Origin of the sequence: Pseudomonas reactans, assembly GCF_013387025.1 — a bacterium.
Classification (GTDB): Bacteria; Pseudomonadota; Gammaproteobacteria; order Pseudomonadales; family Pseudomonadaceae; genus Aquipseudomonas; species Aquipseudomonas reactans.
In genome coordinates, this window is the sequence record NZ_JACAQP010000048.1 from 24,171 (window position 1) to 42,055 (window position 17,885).

Consider the following 17,885-nt stretch of genomic DNA (forward strand, 5'->3'; position numbering starts at 1 on the left):
ACGGAAGACTGCAAGCGGCGCACAAAAACGTTACCTATCGAAACAAACCCAGCATTTATTAATAACAACGCGTTACACAGGATAACTACGGCCAAAAAATAAATTTTCAAACACAGGCTTCCCATTTCAAAAAATGAGCGTATACACTTTAAAAACCTTGCGGACAGACGCCGCCAAAAATCAAAAAGAGAGAGGAACACGCCCCATGGGAAGCACTCAGAAAATCGCCATCGTCGGCGCAGGCCTGGGCGGTGCCGCCGCGGCCACCCTGTTGCAGCAAGCCGGCTTCGACGTGGATGTCTACGAGCAGGCGCCGGAGTTTTCCCGGTTGGGCGCGGGGATCCACATGGGCCCCAACATCATGAAAATCTTCCGCCGCATGGGCATTGAAAAGCAGCTGGACCTGATGGGTTCGCACCCCGAGCACTGGTTCAGTCGTTGCGGCGAGAGCGGCGACTACCTGTCACGCATCCCGCTCACCGGCTACGGCGCGTCCTACATCACCGTGCACCGTGGCGACCTGCATGCGCTGCAGATGTCCACCCTCAAGCCCGGCACCCTGCACTTCAACAAGCGCCTGGAAACCCTTGAAGAAACCGACACCCAGGTACGCCTGACCTTCGCCGACGGCCAGGTGACCTACGCCGACATCGTGATCGGCGCCGACGGCATCAACTCCAAGATCCGCGAAGAACTGCTCGGTGTGGAAAAACCGCTGTACAGCGGCTGGGTCGCGCACCGTGCGCTGATCCGGGGTGACCAACTCGCCAAGTACGACCTGAAGTTCGAAGACTGCATCAAGTGGTGGACCGAAGACCGCCACATGATGGTTTACTACACCACCGGCAAGCGCGACGAGTACTACTACGTGACCGGTGTGCCCCATGCCGAATGGGACTTCCAGGGCGCGTTCGTCGACAGCAGCCGCGAAGAGATGTTCGACGCCTTCAAGGGCTACCACCCCACCGTCCAGGCCCTGATCGAATCCACCGAAAGCGTGACCAAATGGCCGCTGCGCAACCGCAACCCGCTGCCGTTGTGGAGCCGTGGCCGTCTGGTACTCCTCGGCGATGCCTGCCACCCGATGAAACCGCACATGGCCCAGGGCGCCGGCATGGCCATCGAAGACGCCGCCATGCTCACCCGCTGCCTGCAGGAAACCGGCATCAGCGACTACCGCACCGCGTTCCAGCTCTACGAAGCCAACCGCAAGGAACGCGCATCCCGCGTGCAGGCCGTGTCCAACGCCAACACCTGGCTGCGCACCCAGGAAGATCCAGCCTGGGTCTACGGCTATGACCTGTACGCCCAGGAACTGAAATCGGGGGTGGCCGCGTGAGCACTTTTCTCTACGGCGGCAACGTGCAGGCCAACGGCATTCGCCAGCACTACCTGCGTTACGGCGGCAAGGGACCGGCGCTGATCCTGATCCCCGGCATCACCAGCCCAGCCATCACCTGGGGCTTTGTCGCCGAGCGCCTCGGCACGCAGTTCGACACCTACGTGCTGGATGTGCGTGGTCGCGGGCTGTCCTCGTCCGGCCCTGAGCTGGATTACAGCGCGGACACTTGCGCCGAGGACATCGGTGCCTTTGCCGACGCACTGAACCTGGACAGCTACCACCTGATGGGCCATTCCATGGGTGCCCGCTTTGCCGTGCGCAGTGCCGTCAAACACCCTCAAGGCGTGAAGCGCGTGGTGCTGATCGACCCACCGGTCTCCGGCCCGGGCCGACGCGAATACCCGAGCAAGCTGCCGTGGTACGTGGACTCCATCCGCCAATCCCTGGTCGGCATGGACGCGCAGGCGATGCGCGCCTTCTGCGCCACCTGGACCCAGGAACAACTGCAACTGCGCGCCGAATGGCTGCACACCTGCTACGAGCCCGCCATCGTGCGTGCCTTCAATGACTTCCACGAAGTGGATTTCCACCAGGACCTGCCCCACCTCAAGGCCCCTGCCCTGTTGATGGTGGCCGGGCGTGGCGGCGTGATCCTTGATGAGGACATTGCCGAAATCCAGGACCTGCAACCGAGTATCCACGTCGCCCGCGTGCCAGACGCCGGCCACATGATTCCGTGGGACGACCTCGACGGTTTCTTCGTCGCCCTCGGCGACTTCCTCACACAATAAGAATGGAGACCCCCATGCAGAAGCCTTACCGCATCGGCCAAATCGTGCCGAGCTCCAACACCACCATGGAAACCGAGATTCCGGCGATGCTCACCGCGCGCCAGGCGATCCGTCCCGAGCGCTTCACCTTTCACTCCAGCCGCATGCGCATGAAGCAAGTACGCAAGGAAGAACTGGCGGCCATGGACGGCGAATCCGACCGTTGCGCTGTCGAGTTGTCCGACGCCAAGGTCGACGTGCTGGGTTATGCGTGCCTGGTGGCAATCATGGCCATGGGCTTGGGTTATCACCGCAACTCCGAACAGCGCCTGCGCAAAGCCACCGCTGACAACGACGCCAACGCGCCCGTGATCACCAGCGCCGGCGCCTTGATCGAAGGCCTGAAAGTGATGGGCGCCAAGCGCATCGCGATTGTCGCGCCGTACATGAAACCGCTGACTGAGCTGGTGGTGAACTACATCCGTGAAGAAGGCTTTGACGTCGTGGACTGGCGCGCCCTGGAAATTCCCGACAACCTCGAAGTGGCCCGCCACGACCCGGCCAACCTGCCAGCCATCGTCGCCGGCATGAACCTGGAAGGCGTCGACGTGATCGTGCTGTCTGCCTGCGTGCAGATGCAGTCGCTGCCGGTGGTGGCCAAGGTCGAGGCACAAACCGGCAAACCGGTGCTGACCGCCGCCATTGCCACCACCTACGCGATGCTTAAGGCATTGGATCTGGAGCCCATCGTGCCGGGTGCCGGTGCCCTGCTCTCTGGCGCTTACTGAGGGGGTTGAAAGATGAGTGAACAATCCGCCGACGCCAACTACCAGGGCGTGTGGGGCAACCGCATCGGCTTTGGCAAAAAGGCCGCCCTGCTGATGATCGACTTCATGCAGGGCTACACCACCGAAGGCGCGCCGCTGTTCGCGCCCGGCGTGGTCACGGCCGTGGCGCAAAGCGTCGAGCTGCTCGCCACCGCACGCCAACACGGGATTGCGGTAGTCCACACCAATATCCGCTACCATCCCGGCCATTTCGTCGATGGCGGGATCTGGGTGAAAAAAGCCCCGGTGATGAAGGACATGGTCGAAGGCAACCCACTCGCGGCGTTCTGCGCCGAAGTGCTGCCACTGGCCGAGGAAGTCGTCATTACCAAACAGTACGCCAGTGCGTTTTTCGGCAGCAGCCTGGCGCCGATGCTGCATGCCCAAGGCATCGACACCGTCGTGCTGGCCGGCTGTTCCACCAGCGGCTGCATCCGCGCCACGGCGGTGGATGCGGTGCAACACGGGTTTCGCACCATCGTCGTGCGCGAATGCGTCGGCGATCGGCACCCGGCGCCCCATGAGGCCAACCTGTTCGATATCGACAGCAAGTATGGCGACGTGGTGAGCAAGCAGGAGGCAATGCGCAAGTTCAGGGAGCAATAAGACGTTATTAAGAACTGCGCCATAGAGCGTGGTCTTGAAAAAACTGAGGCCTGAAGGTAGGCACCTTACCTGTGGCGAGCGAGCTTGCTCGCGCTGGAGTGCGTAGCGCTCCCAGCTTTTTGGGGCTGCTGCGCAGCCCAGCGGGAGCGAGCTCCCTCGCCACAGGTAACTGCAACACCGAAAGCTCTCAGTCTTCTGACACTGCCTTTGGAAGTCGCTTCTACAGCACTCCGAAGTGCTGGAACAAAAGCGGCTGTATAAAAACCATAAGTCACCGCCAGGAGACACCCAATGCCCATTGCGAATGCAGCGCCCGCGACCACGGTCGCAGACCCCGTCAACACGCTTTACCACAAGATCACCTGGAAGCTGATCCCCTTCCTGTGCTTCTGCTACCTCGCCGCCTACCTGGACCGCATCAACATCGGCTTCGCCAAATTGCAGATGCTCGACCAGTTGCAGTTCAGCGAAACCGCGTTCGGCCTCGGCGCCGGGCTGTTCTTTGTCGGCTATATCATCTTTGAGGTCCCCAGCAACCTGGTGCTGGAGCGGGTCGGCGCGAAGATCTGGATCGCGCGCATCATGATCACTTGGGGCCTGCTTTCGGCCTGCACCATGCTGGTCACCTCCACGACCCAGTTCTACATCCTGCGTTTCCTGCTCGGCGCCGCCGAGGCGGGCTTTCTTCCGGGTGTGCTGTACTACCTCACCACCTGGTTTCCCACCCACCGACGCGGGCGCATCATCGCGTTGTTCATGATCGGCCTGCCACTCTCCAGCGTGATCGGCGGCCCGCTGTCCGGCTGGATCATGGGCCACTTCGATCACATGGGTGGCCTGCGTGGCTGGCAGTGGCTGTTCCTGATCGAAGCGGTGCCCAGCGTGTTGCTGGGCGTGCTGACCTTCTGGGCCCTGCCCAATACCTACCAGCAAGCCAAATGGCTGTCGGACGAGGAAAAGGCCCTACTGGAAACCGAGTTGCGCAAGGACGACGCCGACGGCTCCGCCAGCAAACACAGCTTCCGTGACGGTTTCTTCAACCTCAAGGTCTGGATGCTTGGCGGTATCGACTTCTCGATCCTGCTCAGCGCCTACGCCATGGGCTTCTGGATGCCGACGTTCATCCGCAATGCCGGGGTCACCGACACCTTCCATATCGGCGTGCTCACTGCACTACCGAGCGTCGCCGCCCTGCTCGGCATGCTGCTGATCGGCGCCAGCTCCGACAAACACCGCGAACGCCGCTGGCACATCATCGTGCCGTTTTTCATCGGCGCGGCGGCCATGGCCACCAGCACGTTCTTTATCCATAACGTGGCGGCCACCGTGGCGCTGTTTGCGATTGCCTCGGCGGCGATCATCGGCGCGGTGCCGGTGTTCTTCAGCCTGCCGGCGACCTTTCTCAAAGGCACTGCGGCGGCCACCGGTTTTGCCCTGGCCTGTTCGGTGGCGAATATCGCAGGCCTGGTGAGCAACTCGTTGATGGGCGTTGCGATCGACGTCACAGGCAGCAGTGCGGGTGCCTTGTGGTTTTTCGCCGGCTGCCTGATCCTCAGCAGCTTCCTGGTCATCGCCTTGCCGGCGAAACTGGTGAACCGTTAACAACAACAATTTTTCGGATGAATCACCATGCAAGGTTTCCTGAAAAGCTGCGCACTGCTGGTTGCCGTCGGCCTGTGTGCCGGCACCACCCAGGCTGCGGAGAAAGTCATTTTCGACACCGATTTCAACGTGCTCAACGATGACGGCCAGGCCTTCATCATGCTCGCCCAGCTCCATGCGCAAAAACGCATCGAGTTGCTGGGCATGACCCTGGTCAGCGGCAACGCCTGGGTCGACCAGGAGCAGGTTGATGCGCTCAAGGCCGTGGAGCGCATGGGCGTGGAGAAAGAGGTGGGCGTCTACTCCGGCGCTGCCTACCCGTTGCTGCATGACTACGCCACCTACGAGGCGGAAAAGGCGCTGTTCGGCTCCGGCTGGCCGGGGGCATTCAAGAACCCCCGCCCTACTTCACCCAAGCAGTTGATCGCGCCACCCGATGGCCTGGCGACACACACCCAATTGCGCAAGGAAACCGCCGCGCAATTCATCGTCGACAGCGTGCGCGCCAACCCGCATCAGGTAACAATCCTGGCGGTCGGGCCGCTGACCAACCTCGCCCTGGCGATTCGTTCGGCGCCGGATATCGTGCCGTTGATCAAGCGCATCGTGTACATGGGAGGTGCCCTGGAGATTCCGGGCAACACCACGCCGGCGGCGGAATTCAACTGGTGGTTCGACCCGGAGGCCGCGAAGATCGTGTTGCGCTCGCCGATCGAGCACGTGATTTTCCCGAATGATGTGTGCGAGAAAGTCACCTTCGACAAAACGGTGTACCAGCGCGTGATTGCCCAGAAAGGCGCGATTGCCGATCTGTACAAGCACGAGTTCGGCCCCTTGTTCGACAAGGACCCGAGCTACCACAGCTTTACCTGGGACAGCTTGCCGGCGCTGTACCTGGTCAACCCGGACATCGTCACCGAGTCCCGGGATCTGTGGGTGGATGTGGATGCCACCTTCGGCGCCGACTACGGCCGTGCACTCGGCTACCAGAAAGGCGCCCCTGTGGGCACGCAGAAGGCCAAGGTGGTGTTCGGCGTGGACCAGAAGAAATTCTGGGATGGCTACGTCAACCTGGTGACCTTGCCAACGCCGGTCAAGCACTGACCGGTTGAGCGCTCCCACCTTGCGTGGGAGCGCGCTCCCTTCACCCTGCCAACGCAAACCCGCGCTGCAGGTCCTCGATCAGCGCCGCCACATCTTCCAGTCCGATATGCAGGCGCACCACCGGGTTTAGCCCTCGGTCCGCCGCGCTGTCGCGGTCCTGGGTATCGGCGATAGTGACCAGGCTTTCATAGCCGCCCCATGAAGCGCCCAATCCGAACAGTTGCAGGCCGTCGATAAAGCGTTCGAGGTAGGCCGGGTCAGTGCTGTTCAATTCAAATGAGAGCAAGCCATTGCTGCCGGTGAAGTCCCGACGCCACAGCGCATGCCCGGGATGCCCAGGCAATGCCGGATGGAACACGCGCTTGACCTGGGGCTGGGCCTGCAACCACAGCGCGACATCCAGCGCCTGTCGCTCATGCACATCCAGGCGCGAGGCCAGGGTGCGTGCACCGCGCAGGATCAGGTAGGCATCGTCGGCACTCACGGCATTGCCGAAGGTATCGCTCATCCGGCCCAGCGCCGGCCACGCGGCCTGGGTGGTGCACACACTGCCCATCATCACGTCGCTGTGGCCGCCGAGGTATTTGGTGAGGGCCATGATGGAAATATCCGCGCCCAACGCCAGCGGTCGATACAGGTAACCCGAGCCCCAGGTGTTGTCCACGGCCAGCAGGATATTGCGCGGTTTGCACAACGCGGCAATCGCGGGCAGGTCGCACAGTTCGTAGAGCAACGAACCCGGGACTTCGGCGTAGACCAGTTTGGTATTGGCTTGCAACTGGGCTTCCAGGCCCTGACCATCCGGCGAGAAATAGCTGACCTCAACACCAAACGCTTGCAGGAATTCACGGGCCAATTTGCGTACCGGCGAATACACCGCATCAGTGATCAGCACGTGATCGCCAGGCCGCAGGTAGGCCAGGAACACCTGGGCCGCTGCGGCAAGGCCGGTGCCGTAGAGGCGCGTGCGATAACCTCCCTCCAACTCGGTGACCAGGTCCTCCAGAGCGTGGGAGGTCGGATTGCCGCGTGCGCCGTAGGTCAACACCCGCTCGCTGTCACGGCGGGCGCGGGCGTCACGCATCTGCGCCAGGTTGTCGAACAGCACGGTGCTGATGCGCGTAATCGGCACGTTGACTGCACGGCCGCCATGGCCTTTTTCGGTGCGGGCCGCGTGTATCAACCGAGTGCGCACGCGCGACGGCGGGGCCAGCGGCTTGAGACTGGCAATTTCCGCCGCGCTCATCTGCGCCAGCAGGCCGATTTCCCAGGCCAGGTACTGGCGCGCGGCATCCTTGTTGCCGCTGTGACGGTCGTGGGTGAAGAACAGGAAATCGATGCACTGCGCGTCGGGCGGGTTTTGCGCGTCTTCAGTCACCGGCAGGCCAGCGGCGGCCCAGGCGGTAAAACCGCCGTCAAGCAATTGTGCCGACAGGCCTTCGGCAGCAAAGGCCGCCAACGCAGGATCATCCGCCACCAGCACCAACGGGCGATGGTCGGTTTTGAGCAGCGGGCGAATCGACCAGCGCGAACCTGCAATATGACCTTTGCGAAACGCCATGCTCGGACGCAAGTCGATCAGGTTCACATCGTTCAATTCAAGGGCCAGCGCCTGGGCATTGATCAACGGCAGCGGCTCATAGGCCACCGGCTGCAACACCGGCAAGGCCAGGCCACTGCCGATGCCACCGCTCAATACATACGCCTCATGCCCCAACTGGCGCAGCCAACTGGCAACAATCGGGGCACGCACACCATCACTGTCTACCAGCACAATGCGCGCCTGGCGCACGCCAATGTACAGGTCGGTGGACTGGATCAACTGCCCGCCCGGCGTATGTTGCGCACCCGGCAATGTGCCGAGGGCGAACTCTTCAGCCGTGCGCACGTCGCACAGAAACAGACTACGTTGGGCGTCATCGGCCCACTGACGCACCTGATCCGCCGACACAGTCACCACCCCTGCCCGCTCGGCCAATCGCTGCGCGGCCTGGCGCTGCTGGGCAAGGTCGCTGCTGACGTGATCCGCATATCGCCGGGTGCTGCCGTGTTCCAGTTGGAAATCTTCCAGGTACCAGCCCTGGGTGCCGTTTTCCAAGGCATAGATCGGATTCTTCAGACCCAGGTTGATCAGGGTCTGCGCGCCGATGATGCTGCGGGTGCGTCCGGCGCAGTTGACCACGATGGGCGTGCTGTCATCCGGCACCAAGTCATGCACGCGGTAGCCCAGTTCACCGTTGGGGCAGCAGATGGAACCGGGAATGGTCATCTTGCGGTATTCATCGAACGGCCGGCCGTCCAGCACCACCAACGGTTCACCGCGCGCTTGCCAGTCCGCCAATTGCCGAGCAGTCACATGCGGTGTGTGACTGGCCTCTTCGACCAACTCGCCAAACGCCTTGGATGGCACGTGCACCCCGGCAAACAGCTGCAAGCCGGCGGCCTGCCAACCCTCGGCGCCTCCTTCCAAGACATGCACACGGCCATAGCCCAGCCCCTCCAAACGCGCTGCGGTGCGCGCTGCAACGTCACCGCCATCCTGGTCGTAAATCACCAGGCGCACCTGGGGGTTAGGCGCCAGTCGGCGTACCTCCAGCTCCAGACGGCTATAGGGCAGGTTCACCCCGTGAAACAGGTGGGCTTCACCGTATTGGCCGTGTTCGCGCACGTCGAACAGGGCGATTTCCTGCCCGTCGAACAGCCATTGCTGCAGTTGACTGGGGGTGATGGTCTGGCTCATGGAAGTCCCAACAATTGAAGAAAAGAGTTACTGCAACGCCAACGAACGTTCGCCCGCGGCCACTTCGCGACCCTTGGCATAGGCACGCTGCACCGCCGGCCGCGCCTTGATGCGCTCGCGCCAGGCCTGGATATTCGGGTAGTCCGCCAAGTCCTGGCCCTGCCGTTGCGGTTGAATCCACGGGAAGATCGCCATGTCCGCCACCGAGTACTCACCGGCCACATACACCACTTCGGCCAGGCGCTGTTCCAGCACCCGATACAAGCGCGTGGCTTCGGCGTTGAGCAGGTCAAGGGCAAACGCAATCGGCTCCGGAGCCTTCTCCTTGAACAGCTGCAACTGGCTCAGATACGGGGTGATATGCCCCACCTGCCAGAACAACCATTCCTGGACCTTTTGCCGCTCCGCACTGCCTGCCGGCGGCAGGAACTGTCCGGCGCTATCAGCCAGGTAATTGAGGATCGCGCCGGATTCGAACAGGCTCAGCGGCACCTCCGGGCGATAGTCGACAATCGCCGGGATGCGCCCGTTGGCGCTGATGCGCTGGAAGTCCGCCTGTTTTTGCTGGCCTTCGCGGATATTCACCGGCACCAGGCGGTATTCCACCCCCAACTCTTCGAGCAGGATGCCGACCTTCAAGCCGTTGCCGGTTGGCCAGTAATAAAGGTCGATCATGCGTAGGCCTTGATCGACGGCGCCATCTGCGAGGCGTTGTAGTTGAGGATGCGACCGTCCGCTTCCACGCCATATCGGCCGTTCAGCGATTCCAGCGGCAAACCATAAAGGTGGAAATGCAACGTCGCCTGATCACCCTCGACCTTGATGCCATGCAGGTCCTCACCGAGGAACGAAATCGAGGTGCCCGGCTGCACGATCACTTCTTTCTCCAGCGTCAGGGTGGTGAACCCCGGCTCGCGACCTTCATCACTGCGGGCATAGACGTAGTTGATCTCCTGGCCTTCGATGGCACTGATGATCGCCCAGGTCTCATGGTTATGCGGGATCGTGCTTTTGCCCGGCAACAGCGAATTCAGGTAGAGCGTCGGCGTATCACCGTCGTCATTCAGGCGATAGCGGAACGCAGTGCTGCCCTGCCCCGGCACCGGCGCGGGGAATTCATCAAAGTTGAACAGGTCGCGGCGCTGGGCGAGGTTTTCCAGCAGCCCAACGATTTCATCCAAGGCCGCGCGGTCTACGCCACGCTGGTTGATGACACGGATCTGCTGCAAAAACGCTTCGATCACATCGGCACGGTTTTCGATACTCATCACGAACTTCCTCTTATCAGACAGACAGGCTGTAACGGCTCAAATTGGTCAACAGGTACGGGTCGTGGGCGATGGGGCCACGGCGCCCCGAGTCGCCCAGGGCATGGCGCAGGAACGTCTGGGTGCGTTCGCTGGCCGGGTTCTGGAAGATCTGCTGCGCGCTGCCATGCTCGACAATCACGCCGTTTTCGGTGAAATACACCACGTCGCTGATCTCTTCGGCGAAGCGCATTTCATGGGTGACCAGCACGCAGGTCATGCCCTCCTCGGTCAACTCGCGGATCACCGTCAGCACTTCGCCGACGGTTTCCGGGTCGAGGGCCGAGGTCACTTCGTCAAACAGGATCAGCTCCGGGCGCATCGCCAACGCGCGGGCAATCGCCACGCGCTGTTGCTGGCCACCGGACAGTTGGCCGGGATAGGCATCGGCCTTGTGCTCCATGCGCACCTTGGCCAGCAAGACGCGGGCGTCTTTCTCGGCGTCGGCACGGTTGCGGCCGAGCACCTTGCGCGGGGCGATCACCAGGTTCTCCAGCACCGACAAGTGCGGGAACAGGTTGTACTGTTGGAACACAAACCCAACGCGCTTACGCAACTCGATGCGCTGGGCTTCCTGGGCCAAGGTATCGACCTGGGTCTGGCCCACGCGGATGCTGCCGCGCTGGGGCTGCAGCAAACCGGTGATGCAGCGCAGGATCGTCGACTTGCCCGACCCCGACGGGCCGATGATCGACACGGCCTGGCCGCGCAGCACGTCGAGGTCGATGCCCTTGAGCACCGGGTTGGCGCCGAACGACAGGTGCACGTCCCGCAGGCTCACCAAGGGTTCAATAGAAGGCATAACGGCGCTCCAGGTGTTGGGTGAGACGGGAAATCGGGTAGCAATAGGCAAAGAACAGCACCAGCAGGCTCAGGTAGATCACCACGGTGAAACCGGTCATGTTCACGGTGTTGCTGGCGATCTGCGCGGTGTCGATCACGTCATGCACGCCCACCAGCGAGGCCAGCGCGGTGCCCATGGTGACCACGGCGTACAGGTTCATCCACGGCGGCAACATGCGCTTGAAGCACTGCGGCAGGATGATCGAACGAAACAACTGGCCACGGGTAAACGCCAGGGAACGCGCGGCTTCCCACTGGGTGCTGGGGATCGAACCAATGGCGCCACGGAAGATCTCCGCCACGTTGGCGCTGGCCGGCAACGCCAGGCCGATGGTGACTTTGACCCAATCGGGAAACGACACGTAGCTGCTGCCGATGTGGATCTCGAACGGGAACACGTAGGTGGTGAAATAGATCAACACCAGCCACGGCGCATTGCGAAACACCTGCACCCACAGCCGCGCGACAAAGCCCAGAGGCGACAAGGCCAACGCACCGATCAACAGGCCCAGCACCGAGCCCAGGGCAATCGCCACCACGCTGATCAGGATGTTCTGGCCGAAACCGGCCACCAGTGCCGGCGACCATTGCAGCAACGCCGACAACACCGGGAATGAATCAATGGCCATAGCCGGGCATCCTCAGGCGCGCTTCCAGCCAGCGCCCCACACAATTGACGATAAAACTCAGCAGGCCGAAAAAGCTCAGGATCAGGATCATCAGCTCCAACACGTTATCGCTCTGGGTCCAGATCATGATGGCCGCGTAGGTGATGTCGCCCACGGCAATGGCGGACGCCACGGCGGTCATCTTCACCAGGTCGATCAGATTGTTGATCAGCGACGGCAAGGCAAAACGCAGCGCCAGCGGCAACTGCACATTCCACAGCAACTGGCGGCTGCTGAAAGCCAGGGAACTGGCAGCTTCCAGGGTCACGGCAGGCACTGCTTCGATGCCGGCGCGCAAGGCCTCGGCATGAAACGCACCTTTGTGCAGGGAGATCACAATGACCACCCAGGCAAACGGCGTCAGTGGGTTCGCCGCGCCGACCGCCTGGGTCAGCAGCATGTTCAGCACCAGGAACGCGCAGTACAGCTGCACCAGGGTTGGCGTGTTGCGGGTGACTTCGACAAATACCCGCGCCGGCTTGGCCAGCCAAGGGTTGCCCGAGGTGAGCATCGCCGCCAGGGTGATGCCCGCCAACAGGCTGCCAATAATGGTGAACAGGCACAGCAGGCCGGTGATCAGCGCGCCCTGGACCAGGGTGCCGCGCTGGTAGGCATCCAACAGGAAGTTGTAGTTGAGGCCAATACCCGCAGCCCAATGGACAAAAAGCTCCATCATTGCAACTTTCCGCAGGCGCTTGCGATACGCCGTCCTGCTTCTGCAACGCTGTCAGTCGCGGTGGCGATGGACAGACGGAACCACGGCGACAGGCCATAGGCACTGCCCGCCACTCCGGCGACGCCCTCCTCCAACAGCCAGGCCACCAGGTCATCGTCGTTGTTGATGCGCTGGCCGTCCGGGCGAACGCGGCCCAGCAGCCCGGCGCAGCGCACGAAGACGAAAAAGCCGCCCTGGGGTTCGAGGACTTCAAGGCCGTTTACGGTTTTAAGCGTTTCCACCAGGATGTCACGGCGCAATTGATAAGCCGCGACGTGCTCCGCAAGAAAATCCAGCCCGCCGTCGTAAGCGGCCAACGCGGCGGCCTGGCCCACAGAGGACGCGCCAGAGGTGGATTGGGATTGCACCACGGCGATGGCGTCAGTCAGGATTTTCGGTCCTGCACCAAAGCCGATGCGCCAGCCAGTCATCGCGTAAGTCTTGGACACGCCGCCCACCAGCAGGCAGCGGTCGAGCAAGTCTGGAGCTACATTTAACAGGCTCTGCGCGGGGCGACCGTCAAAGCGGATGTGTTCGTAGAGTTCATCCAGCAGGACCAGCACCTGGGGATGACGACGCAGCACTTCGGCCAACTCGCGCAGTTCGGTTTCGCTGTACACCGCGCCGCTCGGGTTGCCAGGGCCATTGAGGATCAGCCAGCGCGTACGCGCGTTGAGGTGCTGCTCCAGCTGGGTCGGCAGCAGTTTGCAGCCCTGCTCCAGCCCACATTCGATGAACACCGGCTCGCCGCCATTGAAGCGCACGCTGTCGGGGAACGATGGCCAGTAGGGTGTCGGCACCAGCACTTCATCACCGTCATCCAGGGTCGCGGCAAATGCGTTGAAGATGACCTGCTTGGCGCCGTTGGCGATCACAATGGACGACAGTGGATAGTCCAGGCGATTTTCATCCGCCAGCTTGCGTTGCACGGCCAAGCGCAAGGCTTTTACACCGGGCGTCGGCGTGTATTTGGTGGCGCCGCCCGCGATCGCGGCATAGGCCGCCTGCTTGATGTGTTCGGGGGTATCGAAATCCGGCTCGCCGGTGGTGAGATCGAGGATATCGCGCCCCGCCTCGCGCAACTCAGTGGCGCGGGATTTGGCGGCGGCGTTGGCGGACAGCGACACCCGCTGCACGCGTTGGGACAGGCGTAGGGTCATGGCTGTACCTCAAGGACTTTGCCGGGGTTGAGCAGGTTGTGCGGATCCAGCGCCTGCTTGATACGACGCATCAGGTCCAGCTCCACCGGGCTTTTATAACGGCTGAGCAGGCCGACCTTGCGCTGGCCGATGCCGTGCTCGGCACTGATCGAACCGCCGTGGGCGTGGGCACTGTCGTGCACCAGGGCGCTGAGTTCGGCGTAGTGCGCCATGTGCGCGTCCACCGTCGAATCCAGCGGGTGGGCGACGTTGTAATGCAGGTTACCGTCACCGAGGTGGCCGAAAGTGAAGTTGCGCACACCGGGGAAATGCTGCTGCAACAACGCATCGGTGTGGGCCACGAAGGCCACTACCTCGGAAATCGGCACCGAGATATCGTGCTTCATATTGCGCCCGGCACGCTTCTGCGCCTCGCTCATGTTTTCGCGCAGCAACCACAGGGCCTCGCTTTGCGCCAGGCTTTCGGCGATCAGGGCGTCGCTGATCAACTGCTTTTCGAAAGCCTCGCCAAGCACGGCCTCGAAGGCTTCGCGCGCATGGCTTTCGCCGTGGTTGTCGGAGAGTTCGATCAGGGCGAACCAGGGTTGGCTCGCGGTCTTGAACGGTTGCGGGCCCTCCGGGAACTGATCGCGCAACAGCGCCAGGCAATCAGCAGTGAGTAATTCGAACGCCGTCAGGTTCGCGCCAAAACCGGCACGGGCATGGGACAGAAAAGCGACGGCTTGCGCCAGCTCATCAAACGCCAGCAATGCGGTCGCCTGCGCCTTCGGCAGCGGGAACAGCTTCAAGGTGGCGGCAGTGATGATGCCCAGGGTGCCTTCGCTGCCGATGTACAAATCACGCAGGTCATAGCCGGTGTTGTCCTTGCGCAACCCGCGCAGGCCATGCCAGATCTCGCCTTCGGCGGTCACCACTTCCAGGCCCAGGGTCAGCTCGCGGGCATTGCCATAACGCAGCACGCCGGTGCCGCCGGCATTGGTGCCGAGGTTGCCGCCAAGGGTGCAACTGCCCTCGGCGCCGAGGCTCAAGGGGAACAGGCGATCGGCTGCGCGGGCCGCGTCCTGCACATTTTGCAGGATGCAGCCGGCTTCCACGGTCAGGGTGTCGTTGTCGGTGTCGACCGAGCGCACGCGGTTCATGCGATCCAGCAACAGCAGCACCGAACGCCCGCTGGCATCCGGCGTAGCGCCGGCCATCAACCCCGTATTGCCACCCTGCACCACGATGGGCGCCTTCAGCGCCACACAGGCACGCACCACCGCCGCGACTTCCTCGGTGTTGGCCGGATGCACCGCCGCGATCACATGGCCCGTGTAGCGGCCCTGTTTGTCAGTGAGGTAGTGCGCCGCTTGCTCGCTGGTTTGCACATGGGCCGCGCCGAGCAACTGTTGCAAGGTGGCGAACAGCGCATCACTCATGGCTGTATTGCTCATGCAAATCGCGCAGGGCCTGGGACGGCGCCATGCCGGTACGCTCGCCGAGGGCGATCAGGAAACCACTTTTATGCCAGCCCTTCACGATGGCATCGAGCTTGGCCTGGGTGTCGTGTTCGCCCTTGCGGATCCAGATCACCGAGTTGGACGGAATCAAATCGCCCGGCAATGGGATTTCATAGCCCTCCCATTCGGCATCACTGAGCAAGGCATGCATGGTCGGGCTGACGTGCACCGCCGCCACACACCCATTGCCGCGCAACGATAACAGCGACTCGGACTGGCTGCGGAACGCCTTGATCTGCGCGCCGTAGGTCTCTTGCAGCGGTTTGATGAAGTTGCTGCCCTGGGACACGCACACCGGCTTGTCCTTGAGGTCGGCCCACTGCTGGATGCCAGCGCCTTTGCGGATCAACGCCGCGCCGCCGACTTCTTCGTAGGGCGTGGGCACGTAATCGAGTATCTCGGCACGCTCTTCGGTGAACTGCATATTGGCGATCAGGATGTCGACCTTGCCCTGCTGCAGGAACTGCACGCGGTTGGGCGCCAGTACCGACACGGTCTTGGTCTCGACGCCCAGCGCCTCGCCGATGCCCTTGGCCAGTTCGACGTTGTAGCCCAGGTGCTCACCGGTCTTGGGGTCCAGGGTGCCGAACGGCGGCCCGCTGAGAATCACCCCGACGCTGATGGCGTGGCGTTGCTGGATCTTGTCGAGAGTGGCATCGGCCTGGGCGAAGCCGGCGCACAGGGCCAGGCCGAGTGCGGTGAAGGTCTTGAAGTGCATATCAGGCGCCCTTGAACTGTTGCTGCAATTCCACCAACGCCGGCGAGGCCGGGCTGATGCGGTTGCGGGTCTGGGCGTCGATCAGCCAGCCGCTGCGGTGCAGCTCCTTGACGATCGGATCGAGCTTGGCTTGGGTATCGCTTTCGCCGCGACGGGTCCAGATCACCGAAGGCGCCGGGTTGAGCTCCGGGGTGATGACGCGGTAGTCCTTCCACTCGGGGCTGTCATTGATCAACGGGTTGATCAGCGTCGAGTCATGCACCGCCGCCACGCAGTTGTTGCCGCGCAGGGCCAGCAGGGATTCGGAAGAGCTCTTGAATGCCTTGAGCTGCGCGCCGAACTCAGTCAGCGGCTTCACGTAGCTGCTGCCCTGCGAAGTGCACACGGGCTGATCCTTGAGGTCTTCCCAGCGGGCGATCTTGCTGTCCTTGAGCACCGCCGCCGCGCCGCCGATCCGGTAGAACGGGGTCGGCACAAAACCGAGGATCTCACCGCGCTCGGCGGTCCATTCCATATTGGCGATCAGCAGGTCGACCTTGCCCTGTTGCAGGAACTGCACACGGTTGGCCGGCAGCACCGGCACCAGTTGCACCTCAGCCTTGAGTTGACGCCCCAGTTCGTTGGCCAGGTCGACGTTCAATCCCTTGGGCTTTTGCGTGGTCGGATCGATGCTGCCGAATGGCCCGCCAGACAGCAGCACGCCGACCACCAGCACATGACGCTGCTCGATCTTGTCCAGGGTCGCATCGGCCTGCGCCGCCACACTGCTGCCCAACGCGATGATCGACCCGAGGGCCACCGGCAACCATTTGTTCAACTTCATTGGACTTCCCCCTGGCAAGTGATCGGCGTACCCCGACCTGATGGAGGGGCATGCTAGGGAGAGTGTGGGGGCAACGGAAATGCAAATATCTCATATCGTTATAACTTGCCGTATCTGCACGACCTCCGATTACGACATAAGCCATGATTTGCTGGACCCTCTAAAAATACGCTTCACCCATACATAAATATCTGTAATGTTTAGCTTCACACCCTTGATATAAAAACCGCCTCTGGAGCTGGCCATGTCGACCCTTGACCTTGAACTGCTGCGTACCTTTATTGCCGTGGTCGACCACCACAGCTTCGCCGGCGCCGGCATGCACCTGGCGCGCACCCAATCGTCCGTGACCCAGCACATGCAGCGTCTTGAGCAGCAAGTGGGAGTCAGTCTGTTCGAGAAGCGTGGCCGGCAAAAACAGCTGACCGAGCCGGGCTTGCAGTTGCTGCGCCATGCGCGGCAGATGCTGTCGTTGAATGACGATGCGTTGAATTCGCTGCGTGAAAGCAGCTTGAGTGGTGTGTTGCGCATTGGCTCACCGCACGATATTGCCGACACGATATTGCCGCCGATCCTCAGTCACATCGCCCGCTCGGCGCCGCGTTTGCGGTTGGAGATTGATGTGGGGCGCAGTCCGTTTTTGATGGACGATTTGCATCGGGGCAAGGTGGATATGGTGATTTCTACGCGGTCTGATCCAAACCTGGAAGGGTTTGCGTTGCGGACGTCGCCGGTGTGGTGGATTTGTTCGGCCCAGTACATTCACCAGCCGAGTGAGCCGTTGCCGCTGATTCTGGTGGATGAGCCGAGCATTTATCGGCGGTATGCATTGGAGGCGTTGGAGCGGGCGAATATTCCTTGGCGCCAGGCGTATCTGGCTTCGAATTTGATCGGGATCAAGGCGGCGACTCGGGCGGGGTTGGGGGTGACGCCGCGGAGTATGGAGATGCTGGGGCCGGATATGCGGGTGTTGGGGGAGACGGATGGGTTGCCGCGGTTGCCGGAGGTGACGTATTACCTTTGGATTCGGCCGAATACGGCGAATCCGATTGCCAGGAAGGCTTATGATTTGATTCGGGGGAGTCAGGGGTTGTAAGGCTAGTTTTGAGTACATATCCGTTATTTGGATGATGGCTGATATGGGTTCCGCCCTTACGGCGG

General features: G+C 62.1%; 17 protein-coding genes. 7 read left to right on the forward strand and 10 right to left on the reverse strand.

The annotated features are described in order from the left end of the window. Nucleotides 1-205: 205 nt before the first annotated feature. The 6 genes from HX793_RS29925 (at nucleotide 206) to HX793_RS29950 (ending at nucleotide 6,251) form a co-directional block, all read left to right on the forward strand. A complete protein-coding gene (locus HX793_RS29925) occupies nucleotides 206-1,339 on the forward strand; it encodes an FAD-dependent monooxygenase (protein WP_016977979.1) in 1,134 nt (377 codons plus the stop codon). After that, nucleotides 1,336-2,133 (forward strand): alpha/beta fold hydrolase, encoded by a 798-nt coding sequence (locus HX793_RS29930; RefSeq protein ID WP_177096354.1) that lies wholly within the window; start codon nucleotides 1,336-1,338, stop codon nucleotides 2,131-2,133. The genes HX793_RS29925 and HX793_RS29930 overlap by 4 nt, the downstream gene beginning before the upstream one ends. A 14-nt stretch (nucleotides 2,134-2,147) precedes the next feature. Then, the gene (locus HX793_RS29935; protein ID WP_016977977.1) at nucleotides 2,148-2,900 is read left to right on the forward strand and encodes a maleate cis-trans isomerase family protein; all 753 of its coding nucleotides are present in this window, start codon (nucleotides 2,148-2,150) and stop codon (nucleotides 2,898-2,900) included. A gap of 12 nt (nucleotides 2,901-2,912) precedes the next feature. Next, nucleotides 2,913-3,545, forward strand: coding sequence for an N-carbamoylsarcosine amidohydrolase (locus HX793_RS29940; RefSeq protein ID WP_028616027.1), 633 nt, complete (start codon nucleotides 2,913-2,915; stop codon nucleotides 3,543-3,545). A gap of 291 nt (nucleotides 3,546-3,836) precedes the next feature. Then, complete coding sequence (locus HX793_RS29945; protein ID WP_177096356.1) at nucleotides 3,837-5,147, forward strand: MFS transporter; 1,311 nt, start codon at nucleotides 3,837-3,839, stop codon at nucleotides 5,145-5,147. Nucleotides 5,148-5,174: 27 nt separating this feature from the next. Further along, nucleotides 5,175-6,251, forward strand: coding sequence for a nucleoside hydrolase (locus tag HX793_RS29950; RefSeq protein WP_177096358.1), 1,077 nt, complete (start codon nucleotides 5,175-5,177; stop codon nucleotides 6,249-6,251). 40 nt (nucleotides 6,252-6,291) lie between these two features. Here HX793_RS29950 and metC read toward each other — a convergent pair whose 3' ends face one another. Genes metC through HX793_RS30000 form a run of 10 tightly spaced genes read right to left on the reverse strand, consistent with a single transcriptional unit; the run spans nucleotide 6,292 to nucleotide 16,724 of the window. Next, nucleotides 6,292-8,991: a cystathionine beta-lyase gene (gene metC, locus HX793_RS29955; RefSeq protein WP_177096360.1), complete on the reverse strand. Its 2,700-nt coding sequence runs from the start codon at nucleotides 8,989-8,991 to the stop codon at nucleotides 6,292-6,294. Between the two features lie 27 nt (nucleotides 8,992-9,018). Next, on the reverse strand, nucleotides 9,019-9,666 hold the full coding sequence (locus HX793_RS29960) for a glutathione S-transferase family protein (protein WP_177096362.1): 648 nt from the start codon (nucleotides 9,664-9,666) through the stop codon (nucleotides 9,019-9,021). Continuing rightward, nucleotides 9,663-10,259, reverse strand: a complete 597-nt coding sequence (locus HX793_RS29965; RefSeq protein WP_177062434.1) for a cysteine dioxygenase family protein — start codon at nucleotides 10,257-10,259, stop codon at nucleotides 9,663-9,665. Before HX793_RS29965 ends, HX793_RS29960 begins: the two co-directional genes overlap by 4 nt. Nucleotides 10,260-10,275: 16 nt before the next feature. Next, a complete protein-coding gene (locus HX793_RS29970; RefSeq protein ID WP_177096364.1) occupies nucleotides 10,276-11,100 on the reverse strand; it encodes an amino acid ABC transporter ATP-binding protein in 825 nt (274 codons plus the stop codon). After that, complete coding sequence (locus HX793_RS29975; RefSeq protein ID WP_068933485.1) at nucleotides 11,087-11,770, reverse strand: amino acid ABC transporter permease; 684 nt, start codon at nucleotides 11,768-11,770, stop codon at nucleotides 11,087-11,089. The genes HX793_RS29970 and HX793_RS29975 overlap by 14 nt, the downstream gene beginning before the upstream one ends. After that, nucleotides 11,760-12,485 (reverse strand): amino acid ABC transporter permease, encoded by a 726-nt coding sequence (locus tag HX793_RS29980; protein ID WP_177062432.1) that lies wholly within the window; start codon nucleotides 12,483-12,485, stop codon nucleotides 11,760-11,762. Before HX793_RS29980 ends, HX793_RS29975 begins: the two co-directional genes overlap by 11 nt. After that, nucleotides 12,482-13,684, reverse strand: a complete 1,203-nt coding sequence (locus tag HX793_RS29985) for an aminotransferase class I/II-fold pyridoxal phosphate-dependent enzyme (RefSeq protein ID WP_177049178.1) — start codon at nucleotides 13,682-13,684, stop codon at nucleotides 12,482-12,484. Before HX793_RS29985 ends, HX793_RS29980 begins: the two co-directional genes overlap by 4 nt. After that, nucleotides 13,681-15,102 (reverse strand): FAD-binding oxidoreductase, encoded by a 1,422-nt coding sequence (locus HX793_RS29990; protein ID WP_177062444.1) that lies wholly within the window; start codon nucleotides 15,100-15,102, stop codon nucleotides 13,681-13,683. The genes HX793_RS29985 and HX793_RS29990 overlap by 4 nt, the downstream gene beginning before the upstream one ends. Next, nucleotides 15,095-15,901, reverse strand: coding sequence for a transporter substrate-binding domain-containing protein (locus HX793_RS29995; protein WP_177049176.1), 807 nt, complete (start codon nucleotides 15,899-15,901; stop codon nucleotides 15,095-15,097). The genes HX793_RS29990 and HX793_RS29995 overlap by 8 nt, the downstream gene beginning before the upstream one ends. 1 nt (nucleotide 15,902) lies before the next feature. After that, on the reverse strand, nucleotides 15,903-16,724 hold the full coding sequence (locus HX793_RS30000) for a transporter substrate-binding domain-containing protein (RefSeq protein WP_016977964.1): 822 nt from the start codon (nucleotides 16,722-16,724) through the stop codon (nucleotides 15,903-15,905). 244 nt (nucleotides 16,725-16,968) lie between these two features. On the opposite strand from HX793_RS30000, the gene HX793_RS30005 reads away from it, so the two are divergent. Continuing rightward, nucleotides 16,969-17,820: a LysR substrate-binding domain-containing protein gene (locus HX793_RS30005; protein WP_068933497.1), complete on the forward strand. Its 852-nt coding sequence runs from the start codon at nucleotides 16,969-16,971 to the stop codon at nucleotides 17,818-17,820. The last annotated feature ends 65 nt before the right edge of the window (nucleotides 17,821-17,885 follow it).